A 20,237-nucleotide genomic window follows, 5' to 3' on the forward strand; every position below is an offset into this window, starting at 1 on the left:
GGCGCCCGAAGAATAGGCCCCCGACCCCAGGCCCGCGACACCATGGCAATGTTTAAGAAATCGGTAAGTTCGCTTCTCCTGACCTTGATGGCGCTGCTGGCCGCGGGTGCGCTAGCCTCCACGGCGATCCAGATGGTCGGGGCGTTCGGCCGCTATAGCGACAGCCTCGAGACCGCGCGGCTTGCCGCCGCCGACAAGGCGATCTTCCATGGCGTGCTGGCGCTGCGGAACAATCGCGGCGATGCGCAGAGCGCGATCCTCGGCGAAGACGACCCGCGGGCAAAACTCGACGCGGCGGAGAAGGCCGAGCAGGGCGGCTATGACGCTATCGGCGCCGCGCTTGCCACCGTCGACTTCGCCCGCCGCGACGAACTTGCTGGCACATTGAAGCAAGGCTGGAGCGCCGCCTCCCCGCAATTCCAGCTGTTCTACGACGAAGCCAAGCGCCCGCGCGCGGAGCGCAAGATCGAGCGGACCAATTCCTGGTATGATGCCGTCACCAAGGTGATCGAGACGGCCAACCTCGCCTCCACCGCGGTGTCGAACCGTGCCTGGATGGACGATCCCTTCATCGCCCGCATGATCCAGGTCCGGCGCTTCGCCTGGCAGGTGCGCGACCGTTATGGAATCCATTGTTCGTCCCTTCGCTCCAACGTCAACGCCAGCAAGCCGCTCGACGACGCTCAGAAGCGGTCAGTGGCGCAATGGGATGGCACGATCGCCTCCGGCTGGGCGGGCATGGCCGAGTTGCTGGCCGCGCCCGGCGTGGCGGCGGAGCTGGTGACGGCAGCGGCGGACGCGAAGGCCAAGACCGACGGTGCCCTCAAGCAGATCGGCGACCTCACGAAGAATTTCGACGGCAGCGGCAAGCCCGCGATGCCCGCCTCGGAATGGAACACGCTGTGCCAGTCACCCTTCGCGTCCATCGTCGCGGTGGCGAACAAGGCGCTCGACCAGTCGATCGTCCGGGCGGAAACGGTGCAGGCCAAGGCGCTCACCAATCTCGTCGTGCAGTCGCTCGCGTTCCTGCTCGCGCTGGCCGTGACCCTCACCGGCGTGTACGTGGTCCGCAATCGCCTCATGCGCCCGGTGCGCGCCATCCTGGATGCCATTGCCAAGATCAGCGCTCGCGACTACGCGACGCCCGTCCCGCAATCCAGGCATCCCGACGAGTTCGGCACCATGGCCGCCGCACTCGAAAGCCTGCGCGAGAGCGCGGCGACCGCGGAACGCCTGGGCCGCGAGCGCGAATCGCAGCAGGCGCTGCAGCTTGCCCGCTCCGGCACCGTCGATGCGGCCTGCCGCAGTTTCGACGACACCGTGCAAGCCGTCATTCACAGCGTTGCGGCGTCGACCAAGGAACTCGACGCCACCGCGACCGACGTGCGCTCGCTGGTTTCGGAATCGAGCAGCCAGACCGCGGCGGTCTCGTCCTCCGCCGAGCAGGCCACCAACAATCTCGAGACCATCGCGGCCGCGACCGAAGAACTCTCGGCGTCCGTCGGCGAGATCTCCGCGCAGGTGCAGGCCAGCGCCCGCGAGGCTCGCGAAGCCGTGTCGCAGGCAGCGCAGACCAATGCGACGGTCGAGATCCTCGATCAGACCGCTGGCCGCATCGGCGAGGTCGTGAAGATGATCAACGCCATCGCAGGGCAGACCAATCTGCTGGCGTTGAACGCCACCATCGAAGCCGCGCGCGCGGGCGAGGCCGGCCGCGGCTTCGCCGTGGTCGCCGGCGAGGTCAAGAGCCTCGCCTCGCAGACGGCGACGGCGACGGAAGAGATCTCCCGCCAGGTCGCGGAGATCCAGGGCGCGACCGGCCAGGCGGTCACTGCCATCCGCGCGATCGGCGGCGCGATCAGCGGCATCGACGAGAAGATGACGGCGATTGCCGCCGCCGTCGAACAGCAGCGCGCGGCCACCACCGAGATCTCCCGCAACTTCCAGCAGGCCGCGCAGGGAACCCGCGAGGTCACCGACACCATCGGCAGCGTCGCCAGGCTCAACCAGGAAACGGGCAATGCCGGTTCGGTGCTGTCGGTGTCCGTGTCGAAAATGTCCGCCGACGCCGATCGTCTCCGCGTGGCGGTCGAGGGCTTTTTGGGCGCGGTGAGGACCGCATAAGTTCGACAAATCCTTCCTCCCTACGTCGCGCGATCGGCATTGCCGCAGATGCGCGGGGCGGGTACATCTGTGACGCTGCGCGAGCGTTGCGGCAGATGTAAGAGATATCAGGGATGGAGAGTTCGATGCCGGTCACGCCCCAACACAAGGCGCAGCGCCCCTATCGCGGCGTGTTCCCGGTCGCACCCACCATCTTTAACGAGCGCGGCGAGCTCGACCTCGACGGACAGCGCCGCTGCATCGATTTCATGATCGACGCAGGCTCGAACGGTCTGTGCATTCTCGCCAATTTTTCCGAGCAGTTCGTGCTCACCGATGCCGAGCGCGAGACCGTGATGCATGCGGCGCTGGAGCATGTCGCGGGCCGCGTTCCCGTGATCGTCACCACCACGCATTTCAGCTCGGCCGTCTGCGCCGCGCGCAGCCAGCAGGCCGAGGCGGCCGGCGCCGCCATGGTGATGGTGATGCCGCCCTATCACGGCGCAACCTTCCGCGTGCCCGAGAAAGGCGTCGTCGAATTCTTCAAGGTGCTCTCCGGCGCGATCAAGATTCCGATCATGATTCAGGATGCGCCTGTCGCCGGCACGCCGCTGTCGGTCGAGCTGCTCGCGCGGCTGGCGCGCGACTTCTCCAACATCCGCTATTTCAAGATCGAGGTGCCGGGCGCCGCGTCAAAGCTGCGTAGCCTGATCGAGGCGGGCGGCAAGGATATCGAGGGTCCCTGGGACGGCGAGGAAGCGATTACGCTGCTCGCCGATCTCGATGCCGGCGCCACCGGCGCGATGACCGGCGGCGGCTACCCCGACGGCATCCGCCAGATCGTGGATCCCTATTTCGCCGGCAAGCGTGAAGAGGCCAAAGCCGCCTACGAACGCTGGCTACCACTGATCAACTACGAAAACCGCCAATGCGGCCTGATCGCCTGCAAGGCGATGATGCAGGCCGGCGGCGTGATCAAGTCGGACACGGTGCGGCATCCGCTCCAGCCGCTGCACCCGGCGACGCGGGCAGGGCTGCTGGAGCTCGCGAAGGAACGGGATGCAATGGCGTTGAGGTGGGGGAAGTAGGGCGCTGCCTGCTCGGCGGTCGCCATATAACTCAGCCGTCGTCCTGGACAAGCGTAGCAAAGCGGAGCGCAGATCCAGGACCCATTACCCCAGGATGTCGTTTGGCGAAGACTCGGGAGGCTATGGCTCGCGCTATAACCGCTCCCTGGGGTAATGGGTCCTGGCTTTCGCCAGGACGACAGCGAGAATGACGCGCGAGCGCAATGCTATCTCGTTAACATCCACTCGCCGACGAGACGAAACCGCGCCCCCGCACCGTCCTGCCTGAACAGCGCGATGCGATCGATCGCCAGCGTCTCAAGCTCGAGCGCCGCGAACCGCGCGCGCAGCATCTCCAGAATCGGGCCGCGCCGCTCCGCGTCCAGCCGCCCCGTCAGCGTCATGTGGAAGCGGAATTCCTCCATCACGTACGGGTAGCCCCAGCGATCGAGATAGTCGCGCTGCCGTTCGCTGAGCTTCTCGGGTTTGCGACGCGCACGATCTTCCGCCGTCAGGGCGGTGCGAAAGCGGTCGAACGCGCGGACGCAATCAGCGGCGAGCTCTTGGAGCGCATCGACCTGCTCGGCCGGAATGACCGCAATAAAGCCGCTGATGGCATCGACGACCGGGCGGATCACCGGGATCTTCCGCGCCTCGCCGGCAAAAGCCGCGCAGGCCGCAAAAAGCTCCGCTTCGGTCTTGCCCGGCGCGAGCGCCATCGGCGCCTTCAGCGTGCCGTGAAAACCGTATTTGCGGGGATCGGCGGTGATGTCGCGCCAGTCCGGCGCGAGACGGGATGCGTCGGCGGGAAAGGGCAGCTCGTTGCAGCTATAGGCATCGTAGCCGAGCAACTCCGCGCCGAAGCGGAACAGGGCGCTGTTGCTGCCTGCGGCAAAATAGATCGCGTAGCGGGGGAAACTTGTCATCGTCCGAGCATAGCGGGTTTATGCTGCGACGACAGCTTCGCGCGGGGTAGCTGCCATGCCAAGCAACCGCGTCGCGTCGGTGAGATGTACGAGCTTGCCGCCTGATATCACGGCGATCAGCCGCGGCCGCAGCGGCATGCTGTCGTCGACCAGCAGAATGTCCGCGCGCCGGCCTTCCGCGAGCACGCCGCGATCTGCAAGACCGGTCGCGCGCGCGGGCGCGGCGGAAACCAGGTTCCAGGCCTCGGTCAGCGGCAGCACGCCATCGGCGGCGAGCCGGAACGCAGCGAGCAGCTGCGCGGGATAGTAGTAGTCCGAGGCCAGCACCGAGCAGAGCCCTTTGGCGATCATGTCGGATGCCTTGGTCCAGCCGGTGTGGCTGCCGCCGCGCACCACGTTCGGCGCGCCGTAGACGATGGCGTCTCCGTGGCTTGCCGCCGCCCGCGCCGTCTCCTCGTTGATTGGAAACTCCGCGATCGCCACGCCCATGGCGCGAAAGCCCTGGCGCATCGCCGGCGTCGCATCGTCGTGCGATAGCATCCGCACGTCGGCGGCGCGCGCCGCCGCGGCGAGGCGCGACACGGAAGCCGGCACTTCACTGGCGCGGGAGAGCACACGCTCGACCAGGCGGTCGAATTCCTCGCTCGACAGGCCGGTACGCTCCACCATGCGGTTGCGCTTGCGGGGCTTGGCCATGTCCCCAACCGTGCCGTCCATGTGGTCGTTGAAGGCGAACAGGTCGACGCGGCCCTCACTGAGCCACTGGGTGATCTCGGCTTCGGCGTCGAGATTGTAAGTCTCATGACGCAGGTGAAAGCGGGTGTCGGCGGCGAATTGCGGGCGCTGCCGTTCGATCGCCTCCATCAGACCGCGCGCATTGTCGGCGCTGCGCAGGCCCGGCTCCCATGAGCAGGTCGTGGCGTGAAATACCGTGGTGATGCCGTTGCTGATCGCCTGGCGGTCGCTGTCGGCGAGCGCGACGTCGATCGGGAAATCGACCCCGGCGCGCGGCATCATCTGTCGCTCGAAGGCATCGCCATGCAGATCGACGATGCCCGGCAGGACCAGCAGATCGCGGGCATCGATCGCAAGTCGCGCTCGGCCGCGAGACGCATCGATCTCTGCGATGTCCGTTCCGGACACGAGAAGCGACGTTTCGGCGAACTCGGAGCCGATCAGGGCCCGCCCGCCCTCGAGGAATATGTCTGTCACGCGACCGCGCTTCGTTTGCTGGCAGAGGAGGGTGCCCCTGCTTCGTATGCCGTGAGAAAATCCTCAATCCCGAGCTTGCGGAAATCGGGCAGGGCGTCACGCAACTTGTCGTGATCCCAGTCCCACCAAGCGAGCCTCGCAAGCCGCCCAGCAACCTCTTCCGAGAACCGCCGCCGAACGATGCGCGCCGGATTGCCGGCGACGATGGTGTAGGCCGGTACGTCCTTGGTGACGATGGCGCCGGCCGCGATCACCGCGCCGGTGCCGATGTTGCGGCTCGGCAGCACGATCGCGCCATGGCCGATCCAGACGTCGTGGCCGATATGGACGTGGTGCTGGCGCCGCCAGTCGAAGAAGTCGGTGTCGTCGGTCTCGCCTTCGAAATAGGCGCTCGAACGATAGGTGAAGTGCGCCTGCGTGGCGCGGTGCATCGGGTGATTGCCCGGATTGATCCGTGTCATCGCCGCGATCGAGCAGAATTTTCCGATGGTGCTGTAGGTGATCTGGGCGTCGTTCACGACATAGGAGTAATCGCCCATCGTCACGTCGTGCAGCATCGTGCGGGCGCCGACCTCGGTATAGGCCCCAAGCCTGGTGTCGTGCAGCTTCGCCGAGGGATCGACAGTCGGCTGGACCGAAAGAGCTTTGGCGGCCATGTTGCATCCGAACGAGAGGGCGGGCGTTTCTCTTCGAGCGGCTTGATGACAATGTCATGACGACGCGATGACAGGGCAAGAACAGTGGATGACGTGTGTAGGATCGCCGCACCGCAACGTCCGTGTCACACAAGTGTCAAGCGCCGGCGCTAGCGGTGGGTCCCAGCTACTCTGGAGCCCTGCATGCTGGTGGTTGAAGGTCTGACGTGTCGCTTCGGCGTGAAAGCCGCGGTGGACGACGCTTCGTTTCAAGTCCCTCCCGGCGGCTTCGTCGGCGTGATCGGACGGTCCGGCGCCGGCAAGTCGACCCTGCTGCGGACCATCAACCGTCTCGCGGCCCCTTCGCAGGGCCGCATTCTGTTCGACGGTCTCGACGTCACGGCGCTACGCGGCAAGGAGCTGCGGCAGTGGCGGGCGCGTTCGGCGATGATCTTTCAGCAGTTCAACCTGGTCGGCCGGCTCGATGTCCTCACCAACGTCCTGATGGGACGGCTCGCGACGATGCCGGCCTGGCGCTCGCTGTCGCAGACCTGGCCCGAGCAGGACAAGGCGCTGGCGATGTCCGCGCTTGAGCAGTTCGATATCGCCCCGCTCGCGGCCCAGCGCGCCGACCAGCTCTCCGGCGGCCAGCAGCAGCGCGTCGCGATCGCCCGCGCGCTGGTGCAGCAGCCCGACATCATCCTCGCCGACGAGCCGATCGCCTCGCTCGATCCCCGCAACACGAAGATCGTGATGGATGCGCTGCTGCGCATCAACAAGCACTTCGGCATCACCGTGCTCTGCAATCTGCATTCGCTCGACCTGGCGCGCAGCTATTGCGACCGCCTGATCGGCATGGCGCAGGGGCGCGTGGTGTTCGACGGCGCGCCGGCCGAGTTGACCGAGCACGTTGCGCGCGAGCTCTACGATCTGGAAGCCGCCGATGTCATGGGCGGCACGCCTGCACCGGTGCGACAAGGCATTCCGGCGCTTGGAACGGCGGCCGCCGCCTGAGCGGCGCCGCATCAGGACTCACCAGTTTTGCGTCAACCGACCTCAACCAATGAAGAGGCTATCATGATTACTCGCAGATTGATTCTTGCTGGCGCCGCCGCGCTCGCGTTCACGGCTTCGGCTTCGGCCGAGGACTGGAAAGCTAGATATCCCGAGCTGACCTTCGCGGTCATTCCGGCGGAAAACGCCTCGGGCGTGACCGAGCGTTGGGCGCCGTTCATGAGCTATCTCTCCAAGGAACTGGGCGTGAAGGTCACGCTACGCATCGCCAACGACTACGCCGCCGTGATCGAAGGCCAGCGTGCCGGCAACATCCACATCGCGAGCTATGGCTCCGCGTCGTTCGCTCGCGCCCGCCTGACCGGCGTCAAGACCGACGCTTTCGCCAACGACATCAATTCCGACGGCTCGACCGGCTACTACTCGGTGTTCTTCGTCAAGGCGAACAGTCCCTACAGGAGCATCGACCAGCTCAAGGGCAAGAACCTCGGCCTGGTCGACCCGAACTCGACCTCCGGCAACAACGTGCCGCGCTTCGAGCTCGACAAGATGGGCATCGCGGACGCCGACACCTATTTCAGCAAGGTCGTCTTCACCGGCAGCCATGAGAACGCGATCCTGGCGCTGGCGCAGGGCACGGTCGACGTCGCCGCCAACCAGTGGACCAGCGACGACGATTCGACGCTGGCGCAGATGCTGACCAAGGGCATGCTGAAGAATGCCGACGGCTCCGCGATGAAGAAGGACGATTTCCGCATCATCCACAAGTCGGCGCCGATCATCAACGGCCCCTATGCCTACAATTCCGACCTGCCGGAAGAGGCCAAGGCCGCGATCGCGAAGGCGTTCTTCGACGCGCCGGCCAAGGACAAGGCTGCGTTCGATCGCCTCCAGGACGGCCAAAAGAAGGGTTTTCATCCCGCGACTACCAAGGATTGGGATGGCACGATCGAGCTGATCAAGTTCGTCGATGCGCTGCGTAAGAAGAAGGCGTCCTGAGTATCGGGACGATGCCACTGGAGCCGGGTCGATGGACCCGGCTCTTTCTCTTTGATCGACCATTTTTCCTGATCAGATGACCGTCGCGGTTTCGATCCTCCCCGAGCAGCAGCTCGCCGTGCTCAGCGCCGCCTATCGCCAGGCGGTCGCGCGCAAGCGGCTCCGACTCCTGTTTGCAGCCGTGATCTTCGCCGCTGCACTGTGTCTGGCGGCGATCGGCGCGGAAGTGAATTTGCGCACGCTGTTCGCCCATTTCGGCAACTTCATCAGCTATTTCGACCGCATCCTCACACTTGACACCGGCCAGCGCGTCTGGACCGATGTCGGCGAGTGGCTCTGGGGCTGGCGCAAATGGCTGAAGATGCTGGGCGAGACCCTGCTGATCTCCTATGTCGGCACGTTGATCGGCGCGACTTTTGCGTTTTGCCTGAACTTCCTCGCGGCTGAAAACACCTCGCCCGCGCCCTGGCTGCGCTTCGTGGTGCGGCGCCTGCTCGAATTCGCGCGCACGGTGCCCGGCATCGTGTTTGCGCTGATCTTCGTGATCGCGTTCGGGCTCGGACCGATGGCGGGCGTGCTGGCGATTGCGATTCACTCCACCGGCGCGCTCGGAAAGCTGTTTTCGGAGATCGTCGAGAACGCCGACATGAAGCCGGTCGAAGGCGTTCGCTCGACGGGCGCGAGCTGGCTCTCCTGCATGCGCTTCGCGATCCTGCCGCAGGTCACGGCTGGCTATGCCAGCTACGCGCTGCTGCGTTTCGAGATCAATGTCCGCGAGGCCTCCGTGATGGGCTTCGTTGGCGCCGGCGGCATCGGCCAGGAGCTCGTCGTCGCCATCCGCAAGTTCTATTACTCGGACGTCAGCGCCATCCTGCTCACCATCATCGTCACGGTCTTCATCATCGACATCAGCACCGGATGGCTGCGCGGCCGTCTGTTCGGCAAGGAGGCGCGGACGTGACGGGACTGCGGGAGACCGATACCGCGGCGCTTCGCGCGCGCTATCCTGACGTGTTCGACCGGCCGGCGTCGGCGCGGCTCGCCATGCCGGCGACGATCGTCGCGGCGCTCGCGATCCTGATTTACGGCCTCGTCGATCTCGACTTCTCGCCGTCGCGGTTCGTCGCGGGCCTCAACCAGCTCGGCTGGATCAGCCTGATGATGATCCCGCCGGATCCCGGCTCGTCGCTGCCGATCTATCTGAAGGCGCTCGGCGAGACGCTGTCGATCGCGCTGCTCGGCACGACTCTGGCCGCGCTGTTCGCGCTGCCGGTCAGCCTGCTGGCCGCGCGTAACGTCGTGCCGTCGAGCATTTTGCGTTTCCCGATTCGGCGTTTCCTGGATTCGATCCGCGGCGTCGACACGTTGATCTGGGCGCTGGTGTGGATCAACGTGGTCGGGCTCGGCCCGTTCGCCGGCGTGCTCGCCATTGCCGTGTCCGATTTCGGCGCGTTTGGAAAACTGTTCTCGGAGGCGATCGAGGGCGCCGACCAGAAGCAGGTCGAGGGCATCCGCGCCTCCGGCGGCAGTGCGCTGCACGAGATCCGCTTCGGCCTGCTGCCGCAGGTCCTGCCCGTGATCGCCGGACAGGTGCTCTATTTCATCGAGTCGAACACGCGCTCGGCCACCATCATCGGCATCGTCGGCGCCGGCGGCATCGGCCTCCAGCTCGCCGAGCAGATCCGCGTGCTGGAATGGCAGAAGGTGTCGTTCCTGATCCTGATGATCCTGGTCGCGGTCGCCGCGATTGATTTCGTCTCGGGAAAGTTGCGGTTTGCGATCATCGGCCGAAGGGCAGTGGCGTAGGTCTTCGCCTCTCCCCGCTTGCGGCGGGTGAGGGGGACTCTCCGCGAGTCCGTCTCTTACGGTGATTGTGGAGGCAGCCCCTCACCCCAACCCTCTCCCCGTAAGAACGGGGCGAGGGAGAACAAGCAGCCCACCCTACGGCTCCACCAGAAATTCCACCCGCTCCGCGGCAAAGCGCGAATGCTTGGTCACCAGCGGCTTGCCGTCGAGATCGTGGTCGGTGGCGTCGACCACCAGGATCGGCCCCCCCAGCGCCAGATCGAGCCGTGCGGCGTCGGTTGCGTCGACGATGCCGGCGGTGATCCGGGTCGCGCCGCGGCGATAGTCGCGGACGCCGTAATGCTCGAGCAGTTTCGTCATCGAGCGGGTCGCGGCAAAGATGTCGCCCGCACCCGGGAACAACTGCGCCGACAGCCATGTCGTGGAGACGCAGATCGGCGTGCGGTCGGCGAGGCGCATCGCCTCGATCCGCACCAGCGGTGCGCCGGTCTTGAGACCGAGTTCTCGCGCGAGTTCGCGGGTCGCGACATCATCGGACGCCTCGATCAGCCGGCCATGCGGTTCGCGGCCGTCCGCGCCGACGATCTCGGAGAAGCGGGTCCGGGAACGCAGCGGATAGGCGAGCTTCTGCGCCTCGACATAGGTTCCGCTGCCGCGTTCGGCCCGCACGATGCCGCGCTCGGCAAGTGCAGCCAGCGCGCGCCGCACGGTGTGGCGGTTGACGCGATAGGTTTCGGCGATCTCCATCTCGCCCGGCAGCTTGTCGCCGGCCGCAAAGCGGCCGTCGGCGATGCCGCGCTCGATGCCGTCGGCAACGAGGCGCCACAACGCGACGCCGGAGGAGGCTGTGTCCTGCATGCTCATGTGGCCGGGAAGCTACTCCAGAAATCACGCCTTTGTCACGAAACAGTCATGGCGCTCCGGTATCAAGTTGTCTAGTATCATAGACAACTTGGATTCGGCAAGTTGTTGAGAAAAGTTCGGTGGATCTGGTGACCCAGCACAACAATCAGCAAGCCCAGCGCAAGGCCGCAATGGCCGTGCTGGCGCACGCGGAGGCGGGCGAGATCGCCGCTCGCCTCCGCGCTCTCGCTCTGCCGGCGCATCAGGATCTGCGCGCGCCGGAAAACGGCCTCGTCATGCTGCGCGGCCGGGTCGGCGGCGACGGTGCGCCGTTCAATCTCGGCGAAGCCACGGTATCGCGCGCCGCGGTGCGGCTCGCGAGCGGCGAGGTCGGCTTCGGCTACACGCTCGGTCGCGACGGTGAGAAGGCGCGGTTGATCGCGCTGTGCGATGCGCTGGTGCAGTCCAGGGATTTCGGCGGCGCCGTGGAGCGGGACGTTATCGCGCCGTTGCGTGAGCAGCTTATGGTCAGGCGCAAGCAGGCGGCGGCCGAGACCGCCGCGACGAAGGTTGATTTCTACACCATGGTGCGCGGTGAGGGGTGAGATCATGACCACGATTGCGGAACTGCCGCCGGGATTCGCCGACAAGGTGCTGTCGGCGCAATCGACCTTTCGTTCGGTCATGGACGCGATGGCGCGGCCGGGATCGGTCCAGCGCATCGTGCCGACATCAGGGGCGCCTCATATGATGATGCGCGGCACGGCCGCGATCGCGCTGACGCTGTTCGATCACGACACGCCGCTCTGGCTCGATGCGCACACGTCTGAAAGTTCCGACGTCGTGAAATGGCTGAAATTCCATACCGGCGCGCCGGTGGTGCAGGATTCCTCCATCGCAAGCTTCGCCCTGATCAGCGACGGCGGGGCGCTGCCTTCGCTTGAGCGCTTCGCGCTCGGCACCAGCGAATATCCGGATCGGTCGACCACATTGATCCTGCAGGTCGAGAGCCTGGACGCAGGACGCAGCTTCGAGCTGCGCGGTCCCGGCATCGACGGTGTCGCGGCGCTCCATGCCTCGATCAAGCCGTTCGACCTGTTCGAGCGCTTGCGCGTCAACGAAGCGCTGTTTCCGCGCGGCGTCGATGTGGTGCTGGTCGCCGACCATGCCGTGGTTGCGATCCCGCGCACCACGCGCGTCGTGAGCAAGGGAAGCTAAGCATGTATGTCGCAGTCAAAGGCGGCGAACGCGCCATCGAGAACGCTCATCGCCTGCTCGCCAGTGCGCGGCGCGGCGACCAAAGCGTGCCGGAAATCTCCCTCGACCAGATCTCGGAGCAGCTCGGCCTCGCCGTGGACCGCGTCATGAGCGAAGGCTCGCTCTATGACCGCGAGCTCGCGGCGCTCGCCATCAAGCAGGCGCGCGGCGATTTGATCGAGGCGATCTTTCTGGTCCGCGCCTTCCGCGCCACGCTGCCGCGCTTCGGCGCCAGCGAGCCGGTCGAGACCGGTGCGATGCGCGTGCGGCGGCGGGTGTCCTCGACCTTCAAGGACATTCCCGGCGGCCAGATCCTCGGCCCGACCTTCGACTATACCCACCGTCTGCTCGATCCCTCGCTCGCCGACGGCTTTGTGCCGGAGGCGCCGGCGACGGCCGAAGCATCGACGGCGCCCACGCCGCGGGTGACGGATATTCTCGGCCGCGACGGGCTGATCGAATCATCGCCGCAGGCCGAGGAAGGCGCCAGCGTCGGCGATCTCACCCGCGAGCCGCTGAATTTTCCTGCGGATCGCGACCTGCGCCTGCAGAACCTCGCGCGTGGCGACGAAGGGTTCTTGCTGGCGATGGGCTATTCCACCCAGCGCGGCTACGGCCGCAACCACCCCTTCGCCGGCGAAATCCGCTTCGGCGAGGTCGAGGTCGAATTCTCGGCGGAAGATGTCGGCTTCGCCGTTCCGCTCGGCTCGATCGAACTCACCGAATGTCAGATGGTCAACCAGTTCAAGGGCTCCGCCACCGAAGCGCCGTGCTTCACCCGCGGATATGGCCTCGCCTTCGGCCAGAGCGAGCGCAAGACCATGTCGATGGCGCTGGTCGACCGCGCGTTGCGCGCGCGCGAGCTTGGCGAAGAGGCACTCGCGCCCGCGCAAGATGAGGAATTCGTGATGTCGCATTCGGACAACGTCCAGGCGACCGGCTTCGTCGAGCATCTGAAGCTACCGCATTATGTCGATTTCCAGTCGGAGCTCGGCCTGTTGCGCAAGCTGCGCCAAGAGTTTTCTAAAGCGTTCACCGAGGCCAATGCGCCTGACGCCATGAAGGAGGCCGCGGAATGAACGCGCCCGCCTACAATTTTGCCTATCTCGACGAACAGACCAAACGGATGATCCGCCGCGCGATCCTCAAGGCAATCGCGATCCCCGGCTATCAGGTGCCGTTCGCCAGCCGCGAGATGCCGATGCCCTATGGCTGGGGCACCGGCGGCGTGCAGGTGACGGCCGCGATCCTCGGGCCGCAGGACGTGCTGAAGGTGATCGACCAGGGCTCCGACGACACCACCAACGCGATCTCGATCCGGAAGTTCTTTGCCAAGACCGCCGGCGTTGCCACGACGACGGCGACTGAAGATGCGACCGTGATCCAGACCCGCCATCGCATTCCCGAGACGTCGCTGCACGAGAATCAGGTGCTGGTCTATCAGGTGCCGATCCCGGAGCCTTTACGTTTCCTCGAACCGCGCGAGACCGAGACGCGGCGCATGCATGCGCTCGCAGAATACGGCCTGATGCATGTCAAGCTCTACGAGGACATTGCCCGCTTCGGCCACATCGCGACGGCTTACGCCTATCCGGTGAAGGTCAATGCGCGCTACGTGATGGACCCATCGCCGACGCCGAAATTCGACAATCCCAAGATGGACAATTGCCCGGCGCTGCAATTGTTCGGCGCCGGCCGCGAGAAGCGCATCTATGCGATCCCGCCCTTTACGCAGGTCGTGTCGCTCGACTTCGAGGATCATCCTTTCGAGCCCTATCGCTTCAACGCGCCTTGCGCGTTGTGCGCCTCGGAAAATTCCTATCTCGACGAGATCGTCACCGACGACAAGGGCGGCCGCATGTTCGTCTGCTCCGACACCGATTATTGCGAGGGACGCCAGGCCGCCGGCCATCACGGCAGCCTCAGCGCCGCGCCGTGCAAGGACAAGGCGCAGGAGGCATCGAATGGCTGATCAAGACATGCTCGAAAACGACGAGCCGCTGCTGGTCGCAGAATCCCTCAGCAAATCCTATGGCCGGATCGCCGCCTGCCGCGATGTCTCGTTTTCGCTCTACCCCGGCGAGGTGCTCGCGATCGTCGGCGAATCCGGCTCGGGCAAATCGACGCTGCTCCAGCTGCTGTCGGGTCAGCTCGGAGCCAGCGGTGGGCACGTCTCCTACCGGATGCGCGACGGCGTCAGCCGCGATCTCGCCACGCTGGGCGAGGCCGAGCGGCGGTTTCTGTTTCGCACCGATTGGGGTTTCGTCCACCAGGATCCCGCGCAGGGTCTGCGCATGGCGGTCTCGGCCGGCGCCAATGTCGGCGAGCGGCTGATGGCAGTGGGCTGGAATCATTACGGCCGCATCCGTGATGCCGCGTCGGACTGGCTGACCCGCGTGGAGATCGACATCGCACGCATCGACGATGCGCCGCGGACCTATTCCGGCGGCATGCGCCAGCGCCTCCAGATCGCCCGCAACCTCGTCACCGAGCCGCGGCTGGTGTTCATGGACGAGCCGACCGGCGGCCTCGATGTTTCCGTGCAGGCCCGCCTGCTCGACCTCGTGCGCAGTCTCGTCGCGGAGCTGCACCTCGCGGTCATCATCGTCACCCATGATCTCGCGGTGGCGCGCCTGCTGTCGCATCGGGTGATGGTGATGAAGGGCGGCCGCGTCATCGAGACCGGCCTCACCGACCAGGTGCTCGACGATCCCCGCGAGCCCTACACCCAGCTCCTCGTCTCCTCGATTCTGCCGCCATGAGCCTTCCAGGAAGAGTTTTTCAATGACCGCCATGATCGACGTCGCCAACGCCAACAAGACCTTTACGATGCACCTGCAGGGCGGCATCGAATTGCCTGTCGTCAGCGGCGTGACCTTTCACGTCAATCCTGGCGAATGCGTCGTGCTGTCGGGGCCATCAGGCGCCGGAAAATCGTCGATCCTGAAGATGATCTTCGGTAATTACCGCTGCGACTCCGGCCGCATCGGCATCCGCCATCGCGGCGCGCTGGTCGATCTCGCCACCGCCGAGCCGCGGCAGGTCCTCAACATCCGCCGCGCGACCATTGGCTATGTCAGCCAGTTCCTGCGCGCGGTGCCGCGCGTCGCGACCGTCGACGTGGTCGCCGAGCCCCTGATCGTCAACGGCATGGCGCGCGCGGAGGCGCAAGCCCGCGCCGGCGAACTGCTGCATCGTCTCAACATCCCCGAGCGACTCCGGCAGCTGCCGCCCGCGACCTTCTCCGGCGGCGAGCAGCAGCGTGTCAACATCGCGCGCGGCTTCATCTCGGATCTGCCGATCCTGCTGCTCGACGAGCCCACCGCCTCGCTGGATGCCGCCAACCGGGCCGTCGTGGTCGAGCTGGTCGCCGAAAAGAAGCGCCGGGGCGTCGCCATGGTCGCCATTGTCCATGACGACGAAATCCGTCATCAGATTGCCGACCGCATCGTCGACGTCACCAGCTTCGCCGCCGCGGCTTGAAGGAAATGGACATGAACGCCAAGAAGGACATCGTGATCGCCAACGCCAGGATCGTGCTGGCGGACCGGGTGATCGAGCAGGGCTGGCTTGCCCTCGCCGATGGACGTATCGCCGAGATCGGTGAGGGCAGGGCGCCTGCGGGGGCCGAGGATGCCGGCGGCGATTTGATCATGCCGGGATTGATCGAGCTTCACACCGACCATCTCGAAGCGCATTACGTGCCGCGGCCAAAAGTGTTCTGGAATCCGGTCGCGGCCGTGGTCTCCTATGACGGTCAGCTCGCGACATCGGGCATCACCACGGTGTTCGACTCGCTCCGGGTCTGGCGCGAGGACGGCGCCGAGGAAGTCGACGGCCGCGCCGGCACGCTCGCCGCCGCGATCACGACCGCGCGCGATGCCGACCTGCTGCGCGCCGATCACTTCCTGCATCTGCGCTGCGAAATCCCGATGCCGAGCGTGGTGGAGGAGGCCAGGGAGCTGATCGACCGTCCCGACGTGCGGCTGATGTCCCTAATGGACCACACCCCCGGCCAGCGCCAGTTCCGCGACGAAGGCAAGCTGCGCGACTATTACCGCGGCAAGGGCGGCGGCAAGACCGATGCCGAGCTCGACCAGCTGTTCGCGAAGCGCTTCGAATATCAGAAGGCCTATGCGGCGACCAACATGCGCGAGATCGTGGCACTGGCACACAAGTACAAGATCCCGCTGGCGAGCCATGACGATACCACCGAGGAGAACGTCGTGGACGCCGTGCGCGATGGTGTTTCGGTGGCGGAATTCCCGACCACGCTGGAGGCCGCGCGCGGCCTGCACGAGGCCGGGATCGACATCTTGATGGGCGCGCCGAACGTCGTGCGTGGCGGCTCGCATTCCGGCAATATCGCCGCGGTCGATCTCGCCCGCGAGGGCCTGCTCGACATCCTGTCGTCGGACTACATTCCCTCGAGCCTTTTGATGGCTGCATTGCATTTGCCCGAGCACGTGCCCGTCATCAGTCTTGCGGCGGCGATCCGCACGGTGACGAAGGCGCCCGCCGAGGCGGTCGGCCTGTCCGATCGGGGTGAGATTGCCGTCGGCAAGCGTGCCGATCTGATCCGCGTGCACGTCGCGGGCCACGTTCCCGCGGTCCGCAGCGTCTGGCGCGAAGGAAGCCGCGTCGCATGAGCGAGACCGTCACCACGGCGGGAGCGCAGACGGGTGCGATCGGGCCCGGGCGGCTCGTGCTCGTGGTCGGTCCCAGCGGTGCCGGCAAGGACACGCTGCTGCGACTGGCGCGGGCGGCGTGCATCGAGGATCAGGACATCGTCTTTCCGCGCCGTGTCGTGACGCGCGAATCCTCGGCCGACGAAGACAATATTGCGGTGAGCCCTGACGAATTCCGTCGCGCGCGCGAGCATGGCGAATTCGCCGTGCATTGGGAGGCGCATGGGCATTGCTACGCGCTGCCGCGCGACCTCAACGACGATATTCGTGCCGGACGCGCCGTCGTGGCCAATGTTTCGCGCACCGTGATCGGCGCGCTACGCCAGGCCTATGCAAACGTCGTGGCGGTCGCTATCACTGCGCCGCCGGATGTGCTGGCGCAGCGGCTCGCCGCTCGCGCCCGAGACAGTGACGGCAATATCGCGGAACGGCTGACGCGCAGCGTCGACGATGCATCGGCCCAGGCCGATGTCACCATCCTCAACGCAGGCAGTGCGGAGTATCACGGCCGCCAGCTTCTGCGCGTGATCAGGAATCAAGGCTGGCACGAATAGCCCGCACAGCAAGGAGACTGGAATGTCGGTGATCGAAACGGTCGAGCAGCTGGAGGCCATCTACGGCGTCACCAACGACGCCTCGACCGTGAAAGTCGCCGACCACGTCACCCCGCTCTATCGCGTCTTCATCGAAAAGGCGCCGTTCGCCGCGCTCGCAACCATCGGACCCGAGGGGATCGACTGCTCGCCGCGCGGCGATCTCTCCGGTTTCGTTCGCATTCATGACCCAAAGACGCTGATGCTGCCGGATCGCCGCGGCAACAACCGGGTCGATTCCTTGCGCAACATCGTGCGCGATCCCAGGGTGTCGCTGATGTTCCTGATCCCCGGCTCCGGCAATGCGGTCCGCGCCAATGGCCGAGCCCATCTTTCCATCGATCCCGAACTGCTCGCCTCGTTCAAGGTCGACGGCAAGGCGCCGCGCAGCGTCATGGTGATGAATGTCGACGAAATCTACTTCCAGTGCGCCCGCGCCATCGTCCGCTCCGATCTCTGGAATCCCGACAAGCGCATCGACCCCAAGACGCTGCCGACACCTGGCCAGATCCTCGCCGAGATGAGCGAGAACAAGGTCGGCGGCGCGGAGTACGATCGCGCCTGGCCCGAGCGGGCGGCCGCGACGATGTGGTGATGCCTCTTCCCCTCTCTCTGCTGCCTCTTCCCCCTCTCCCCGTTCTTACGGGGAGAGGCGAAGTGCCTCGCTAGTTGAGCTCATCGCGAGATGAATTCGTTTGCTTGCGCTCGCGCGCGGAGAAGTGCCGATGCGCGGCAGGGGCAATTATGGATAGCCATTTCATTGACCGATCGCACTAAACGCTCGATATTCGATGCATCGAAACTGCTCCTCGAGCCGAAGCCGCGATATGAGAACGGATCACCAGCGCATTAACAACGACATGCATGCATGCATGACGCGGCGTTGTTTCTCGGCGGCCACCGGCGCCTGTTGTTGCTGACCGCCGCCTCCTAGCAGCACCTCATCCAGCAAATCCCAAGACAGAAACGCCGAGCCCCGGCGAACGAGCAGTCATGTCCCAACACCAATCGAACGCTTACATCATCGAAATCCACGACCGCGCCGCTGGCATCGTCACGAAGGACACGCGCGGCTTCCGCTTTTTCTCCTCCGAGCGTCTGTTCGACAGCCTCGAAGGCCGGCAGTTCCGCTCGGCGCGCGAGGCCGAGCGTGCCGCCCGTACCGTGTTCTCCGAGCGGACCCGGCGCGCGAATTCTCCAGCCTTTGCCAGCTGATCCCACCGAAAGGACCACGTCATGATCAATCGTCGACACATTCTCGCAACGACGCTGCTGCTCGCGACCGCTTTGGCCGCACCGGCGCACGCGGCGGACAAGCCGGCGGAAATCCGCATCGGTACGCAGAAGGGCGGCTTCTTCCCGGCGGTTCGCCAGCGTCAAACGCTCGAAAGCGCCTTCAAGCCGCTCGGCATCGAGATCAAATGGATCGACTTCCAGTTTGGTCCGCCGCTGCTGGAAGCCATCAATGTCGGCAGCGTCGATTTCGGCTTCGTCGGCGATACGCCGCCGATCTTCGCGCAAGCCGGCGGGGCCAGGATCCGCTACGTCGCGGCGGTGAAATCGGAAGGCGACACTCAGGCGATCATCGTGCCGAAGGATTCGCCAATCAAATCGCTTGCGGACCTCAAGGGGAAGCGCGTTGCGTTTGCCAAGGGATCGAGTGCGCACAACCTCCTCGTCGCGTCGCTCGAGAAGGCCGGTCTCTCCTGGTCCGATATTACGCCGGCTCCGCTCGCCCCGGCGGATGCGACGGCCGCCTTTGTAAAGGGTTCGGTCGATGCCTGGTCGATCTGGGATCCGTATCTGGCGCTTGCTGAATTGAAGGAGAGCGCCCGCGTCATCGCCTTCGACAAGGATGTCCACAAACCGAACGCATTCTACATCGCTGGCGCCGACTTCGTGGAGAAGTATCCTTCGCTGGTGGCAAAGCTCAACGCGAGCTTCGCCTCCGAAGGCGTGTGGGCGGAATCTCATCATGAGGAGGTAGCAAAGGCTCAGGCCGACGCGACCGGCGTCGACATCGAGGCGATCCGCCGCTTCGTCAACCGCTCCACCTATCGCGTGGTACCGCTGGATGCAGAGGTGACCAAGAGCCAGCAGGCGGTCGCCGACCGTTTTGCAAAATTGGGTCTGATCCCGAAGCCGGTCAACGTGTCCGAGATCGTCTGGAAGTGGACGCCGGGGTCCTGAATTGTCGTCATGCCCGGGTTTGTCCCGGGCATCCACGTTCTTGCTTTGGAGTGGCCAGGCATGGATGGCCGGGACAAGCCCGGCCATGACGCCGGGGAGGCCGGCTTCTATCTAAATCCTCAGCCCGTCAGCGCCGCCAGCAATTCATCCGGGCGTTCGGCCATGATCATGTGGCCGGCGCCGGGCACGACGACTGTCTTTGCATGCGGGATCGCGGCGGCAAGTGCTTTGCCGGCCTTCACCGGCGTCATCATGTCCCGCTCGCCGAGGATGAGAGTCGTGGGCACCTTCACGCTCGTGGCCGCCTGAAGCGCATTGGCGTAAGCGTTGCAAGCCGACAAATCCCTGAACAGCACGCCCGGCTCGCAGTGTTTCAACACGGCCTGGGCGCCGCCATGCATCCACAGGCCCGGTGCGAGGCTGCCGCCGAGCTCGGCGTTGAAGCCGAGTCCCCAGATCGAGACCATGTCGTTTGCATCCTGCGAATTGGCTTCGGCCGCTTTCAGCAGATCCGGGCCGACCGTCATGGTCGCGGCCGTGCCGATCAGGCTGAGCGCGGACACCTTGTCGGGGTGACGTGCGGCCGTCTCCAGCGAGATCAGCGATCCCATGGAATGGCCGATCAGATGCGCTTTCGTCGCTCCGGCCGCATCGAGCAGGGCCGCCGTCCAGTCGGCCATCTCGGCGATGCTGCCGAGCGAGGGTCCGGGCGAGCGGCCGTGACCGGGCAGATCAGGCGCCAGCACGCCAAAGCCATGATGGGCGAACCAGCGCGTGTGCAGCGCCCAGGTCGAATGATCGAAGCCGGCGCCATGGAGGAAGACGACTGCGGGCAGGGATCTGTCGAAGTCGCGGCCGCCGGTTGCGACCAGCACCTCGGCGCCGTTGACGGAGAGCTTCATGG

22 protein-coding genes are annotated in these 20,237 nt (G+C 65.5%); 17 read left to right on the forward strand and 5 right to left on the reverse strand.

What is annotated here, in order from left to right:
* Nucleotides 1-42 precede the first annotated feature (42 nt).
* Both AC0L3C_RS32315 and AC0L3C_RS32320 read left to right on the forward strand, forming a co-directional pair.
* Nucleotides 43-2,124, forward strand: a complete 2,082-nt coding sequence (locus tag AC0L3C_RS32315) for a methyl-accepting chemotaxis protein (RefSeq protein WP_473409971.1) — start codon at nt 43-45, stop codon at nt 2,122-2,124.
* A gap of 125 nt (nt 2,125-2,249) precedes the next feature.
* Nucleotides 2,250-3,191, forward strand: coding sequence for a dihydrodipicolinate synthase family protein (locus AC0L3C_RS32320; protein WP_473409972.1), 942 nt, complete (start codon nt 2,250-2,252; stop codon nt 3,189-3,191).
* 206 nt (nt 3,192-3,397) lie between these two features.
* Here AC0L3C_RS32320 and AC0L3C_RS32325 read toward each other — a convergent pair whose 3' ends face one another.
* From AC0L3C_RS32325 to AC0L3C_RS32335, 3 genes are read right to left on the reverse strand one after another with little or no spacing between them, the layout of a single operon-like run.
* Entirely contained in the window at nt 3,398-4,096 is a 699-nt protein-coding gene (locus AC0L3C_RS32325) for a DUF1045 domain-containing protein (RefSeq protein WP_473409973.1), read from the reverse strand.
* A gap of 18 nt (nt 4,097-4,114) precedes the next feature.
* Nucleotides 4,115-5,308, reverse strand: a complete 1,194-nt coding sequence (locus tag AC0L3C_RS32330; RefSeq protein WP_473409974.1) for an alpha-D-ribose 1-methylphosphonate 5-triphosphate diphosphatase — start codon at nt 5,306-5,308, stop codon at nt 4,115-4,117.
* Nucleotides 5,305-5,964, reverse strand: a complete 660-nt coding sequence (locus AC0L3C_RS32335) for an LbetaH domain-containing protein (protein WP_473409975.1) — start codon at nt 5,962-5,964, stop codon at nt 5,305-5,307. Before AC0L3C_RS32335 ends, AC0L3C_RS32330 begins: the two co-directional genes overlap by 4 nt.
* 183 nt (nt 5,965-6,147) lie before the next feature.
* On the opposite strand from AC0L3C_RS32335, the gene phnC reads away from it, so the two are divergent.
* From phnC to phnE (AC0L3C_RS32355), 4 genes are all read left to right on the forward strand, one after another.
* Nucleotides 6,148-6,957: a phosphonate ABC transporter ATP-binding protein gene (phnC, locus tag AC0L3C_RS32340; protein ID WP_473409976.1), complete on the forward strand. Its 810-nt coding sequence runs from the start codon at nt 6,148-6,150 to the stop codon at nt 6,955-6,957.
* Nucleotides 6,958-7,020: 63 nt separating this feature from the next.
* Nucleotides 7,021-7,956, forward strand: coding sequence for a phosphonate ABC transporter substrate-binding protein (gene phnD / locus AC0L3C_RS32345; RefSeq protein WP_473264422.1), 936 nt, complete (start codon nt 7,021-7,023; stop codon nt 7,954-7,956).
* A 76-nt stretch (nt 7,957-8,032) separates the two neighbouring features.
* Nucleotides 8,033-8,917, forward strand: a complete 885-nt coding sequence (gene phnE, locus AC0L3C_RS32350; protein ID WP_473264421.1) for a phosphonate ABC transporter, permease protein PhnE — start codon at nt 8,033-8,035, stop codon at nt 8,915-8,917.
* Nucleotides 8,875-9,762 carry a phosphonate ABC transporter, permease protein PhnE gene (phnE, locus tag AC0L3C_RS32355; RefSeq protein ID WP_473278772.1) on the forward strand — a complete coding sequence of 296 codons (888 nt, stop codon included), beginning with the start codon at nt 8,875-8,877 and terminating at the stop codon, nt 9,760-9,762. The genes phnE (AC0L3C_RS32350) and phnE (AC0L3C_RS32355) overlap by 43 nt, the downstream gene beginning before the upstream one ends.
* Nucleotides 9,763-9,897: 135 nt before the next feature.
* Here the strand turns inward: phnE (AC0L3C_RS32355) and phnF are convergent, their stop codons facing one another.
* Entirely contained in the window at nt 9,898-10,626 is a 729-nt protein-coding gene (phnF, locus tag AC0L3C_RS32360) for a phosphonate metabolism transcriptional regulator PhnF (RefSeq protein ID WP_473409977.1), read from the reverse strand.
* A 119-nt stretch (nt 10,627-10,745) separates the two neighbouring features.
* Here phnF and phnG point away from each other — a divergent pair, with 119 nt between their 5' ends.
* The 11 genes from phnG (at nt 10,746) to AC0L3C_RS32415 (ending at nt 19,333) form a co-directional block, all read left to right on the forward strand.
* Nucleotides 10,746-11,210: a phosphonate C-P lyase system protein PhnG gene (phnG, locus tag AC0L3C_RS32365; RefSeq protein WP_473409978.1), complete on the forward strand. Its 465-nt coding sequence runs from the start codon at nt 10,746-10,748 to the stop codon at nt 11,208-11,210.
* Nucleotides 11,211-11,214: 4 nt separating this feature from the next.
* Nucleotides 11,215-11,823, forward strand: a complete 609-nt coding sequence (gene phnH, locus AC0L3C_RS32370) for a phosphonate C-P lyase system protein PhnH (RefSeq protein ID WP_473409979.1) — start codon at nt 11,215-11,217, stop codon at nt 11,821-11,823.
* Between the two features lie 2 nt (nt 11,824-11,825).
* Nucleotides 11,826-12,941: a carbon-phosphorus lyase complex subunit gene (locus tag AC0L3C_RS32375; protein ID WP_473264415.1), complete on the forward strand. Its 1,116-nt coding sequence runs from the start codon at nt 11,826-11,828 to the stop codon at nt 12,939-12,941.
* A complete protein-coding gene (locus AC0L3C_RS32380) occupies nt 12,938-13,834 on the forward strand; it encodes an alpha-D-ribose 1-methylphosphonate 5-phosphate C-P-lyase PhnJ (RefSeq protein WP_473409980.1) in 897 nt (298 codons plus the stop codon). The genes AC0L3C_RS32375 and AC0L3C_RS32380 overlap by 4 nt, the downstream gene beginning before the upstream one ends.
* Nucleotides 13,827-14,624: a phosphonate C-P lyase system protein PhnK gene (gene phnK / locus AC0L3C_RS32385; RefSeq protein WP_473409981.1), complete on the forward strand. Its 798-nt coding sequence runs from the start codon at nt 13,827-13,829 to the stop codon at nt 14,622-14,624. The genes AC0L3C_RS32380 and phnK overlap by 8 nt, the downstream gene beginning before the upstream one ends.
* Before the next feature lie 22 nt (nt 14,625-14,646).
* Nucleotides 14,647-15,345 carry a phosphonate C-P lyase system protein PhnL gene (gene phnL / locus AC0L3C_RS32390; protein ID WP_473278766.1) on the forward strand — a complete coding sequence of 233 codons (699 nt, stop codon included), beginning with the start codon at nt 14,647-14,649 and terminating at the stop codon, nt 15,343-15,345.
* An 11-nt stretch (nt 15,346-15,356) separates the two neighbouring features.
* Nucleotides 15,357-16,511 carry an alpha-D-ribose 1-methylphosphonate 5-triphosphate diphosphatase gene (locus AC0L3C_RS32395; protein ID WP_473409982.1) on the forward strand — a complete coding sequence of 385 codons (1,155 nt, stop codon included), beginning with the start codon at nt 15,357-15,359 and terminating at the stop codon, nt 16,509-16,511.
* On the forward strand, nt 16,508-17,104 hold the full coding sequence (gene phnN, locus AC0L3C_RS32400; RefSeq protein WP_473409983.1) for a phosphonate metabolism protein/1,5-bisphosphokinase (PRPP-forming) PhnN: 597 nt from the start codon (nt 16,508-16,510) through the stop codon (nt 17,102-17,104). Before AC0L3C_RS32395 ends, phnN begins: the two co-directional genes overlap by 4 nt.
* Nucleotides 17,105-17,126: 22 nt before the next feature.
* Entirely contained in the window at nt 17,127-17,738 is a 612-nt protein-coding gene (locus AC0L3C_RS32405; RefSeq protein WP_473264408.1) for a pyridoxamine 5'-phosphate oxidase family protein, read from the forward strand.
* Nucleotides 17,739-18,136: 398 nt separating this feature from the next.
* Complete coding sequence (locus tag AC0L3C_RS32410; RefSeq protein WP_473409984.1) at nt 18,137-18,358, forward strand: hypothetical protein; 222 nt, start codon at nt 18,137-18,139, stop codon at nt 18,356-18,358.
* Between the two features lie 21 nt (nt 18,359-18,379).
* The gene (locus tag AC0L3C_RS32415; RefSeq protein ID WP_473409985.1) at nt 18,380-19,333 is read left to right on the forward strand and encodes an aliphatic sulfonate ABC transporter substrate-binding protein; all 954 of its coding nucleotides are present in this window, start codon (nt 18,380-18,382) and stop codon (nt 19,331-19,333) included.
* A gap of 119 nt (nt 19,334-19,452) precedes the next feature.
* Here AC0L3C_RS32415 and AC0L3C_RS32420 read toward each other — a convergent pair whose 3' ends face one another.
* Nucleotides 19,453-20,235, reverse strand: coding sequence for an alpha/beta fold hydrolase (locus tag AC0L3C_RS32420; protein ID WP_473264405.1), 783 nt, complete (start codon nt 20,233-20,235; stop codon nt 19,453-19,455).
* Nucleotides 20,236-20,237: the final 2 nt, after the last annotated feature.

The organism is Bradyrhizobium sp. WSM4872 (assembly GCF_055811715.1).